This window comes from Mesorhizobium sp. M7A.F.Ca.US.014.04.1.1, from assembly GCF_003998745.1.
In the GTDB taxonomy this organism is placed as follows: Bacteria; Pseudomonadota; Alphaproteobacteria; order Rhizobiales; family Rhizobiaceae; genus Mesorhizobium; species Mesorhizobium ciceri.
The window spans coordinates 1-1,964 of record NZ_RZRW01000815.1 but is presented as its reverse complement, the minus strand read 5'-3'; the positions used below and the strand labels follow the sequence as shown (position 1 = coordinate 1,964).

Here is a 1,964-nt window from a genome sequence, read left to right as displayed (position 1 = left end):
GACCGATACCGATCAGCCGACGCAGATTGTCGGGCTTTCCGGATGCTGGCTTGGCTGTTGCAGGCTTGGCTGTTGCAGGCTTGACTGTTGCAGGCTTGCTCATTGCGGATTTGGCTGGAGCCGAGGTTTTGGTGGCGACGGGTTTCGCCGCCGGCTTGGCAGAGACCGCTTTCGCAGCGGCCGGTTTGGCCGTCGCGGGCTTTGTGGTGGCGGATTTGGCCGTCGCGGGGGTCGACATCAGGGCCGCCGGCGCCTGGCTTGCCGGTTTTGCCGCGCTGCTTCCGGCGGCAGGTGCGGCCGACGCTTCGCGCAGCCGGCGCTCAAGGTCGGCGCGGGTCTTGCCGCATGCATCGAGTTCGCCGGTCAGGCGGTCGCTGTCGGTGCGCAGCCTGTCGCGTTCGCTGCGTGTACGGTCGAGATCGCCGCGCAAGCTGTCGAGTTCACCGCGCAGGCGCCCCCAAAGGAACCAGCCGACCAATACGCCTATCAGGAACGCCAGGACCACGTAGAAAAAAGTGCCCATTGTCTCTCTCCAGTCAGATCCGTCTGCCGTGGGTCATGATCTTCGGCGAAGGACTACTCTTGGTGGTTCCGCGGTAAGCAGAACAGCCGGCTTCGGTTCGAGCTGTCGGCGATCGGCTTTGCTTGCCCATGGCCAACGGCCGTTGTCGCGTTCGCCTGAGCGCCACGGCCGGCTGAGATTTCTCCTCGCCGATCCGCATGCGCTCCGGCTGAGCTTGGAGCGAAGGCTATCATAGAGCTTGTGGAAAGCTATCGGAAAACTTCGGTGGAGAGTACTTCAAGAACAGATATTTAGGGCGATAGTAGAGCTGTCCCAACATGCATTCCGGCTAAACTGTTAGAGCGACGCCTGGGGGCGCATTTCAAGTGTCGAGCGCTTCCAGCTCGTCGATCAGGCCACCGATGACGCCAAGTCCGATCTGCCAGAAGGCGGGATCGGTGGCGTCGAGCCCGAAGGGCGCCAGAAGCTCGGAATGATGTTTGGTGCCGCCGGCGCGCAGCATTTCGAAATACTTGTCCTGAAAGCCGCGCTCGGCGTTCTGGTAGACCGCGTAAAGCGAGTTCACCAGGCAGTCGCCGAAAGCATAGGCATAGACATAAAAGGGCGAATGGATGAAGTGCGGGATGTAGGTCCAGAACACCTCGTAGCCTTCGCGCAGCTTGATGGCGGGACCCAGACTTTCGGCCTGCACTTCGAGCCAGAACTGACCGAGCCTGTCGGAGGTCAGTTCGCCGTTCTTGCGTTCGGCATGCACCTTGCGCTCGAATTCATAGAAGGCGATCTGGCGCACGACCGTGTTGATCATGTCCTCGACCTTCTGGGCGAGCATGGCCTTGCGCTCGCGCCGGTCGGTGGTCTGGTCGAGCAGCGAGCGGAAGGTCAGCATCTCGCCGAAGACCGATGCCGTCTCGGCCAGCGTCAGCGGCGTCGAGGCCATCAGCGCACCCTGGCCGCCGGCCAGCACCTGATGCACGCCATGGCCAAGCTCGTGCGCCAGCGTCATCACATCGCGCGGCTTGCCCATGTAGTTGAGCAGGACATAGGGATGCGCCGACGGTACGGTCGGATGCGCGAAGGCGCCAGGCGACTTGCCGGGCCGCACCGGCGCGTCGATCCAGTTGCGGTCGAAGAAGGTTCGCGCGATCTCGGCCATGTCGGGCGAAAAGCGCTGATAGGCGGACAGCACGGTGTTCCTGGCCTCGTCCCAGCCGATGATCGCCTGGGGCGTATCCGGCAACGGCGCGTTGCGGTCCCAATGGTTCATCACCTCCATGCCCAGCCAGCGTGCCTTCATCGCGTAGTAGCGGTGCGAGAGGCGCGGATAGGCATCGCGAACGGCGGAGGCCAAGGCGTCCACCACACTGCGCTCGACGCGGTTGGCCAGATGGCGTGAATCGGCGATGTCCTCGAAGCCACGCCAGCGGTCGGATATCTCCTTGTC

General features: G+C 63.2%; 2 protein-coding genes. Both read right to left on the bottom strand.

Annotation, left to right across the window (positions count from 1 at the left end; translation table 11 throughout):
* On the bottom strand, positions 1-523 hold a 523-nt coding region (locus tag EOA22_RS31830), incomplete at its 3' end, for a proton-conducting membrane transporter (RefSeq protein WP_127390516.1).
* Positions 524-884: 361 nt separating this feature from the next.
* Positions 885-1,964 (bottom strand): M3 family oligoendopeptidase (locus EOA22_RS31825; protein WP_164756119.1); only part of this gene is annotated, 1,080 nt, incomplete at its 5' end.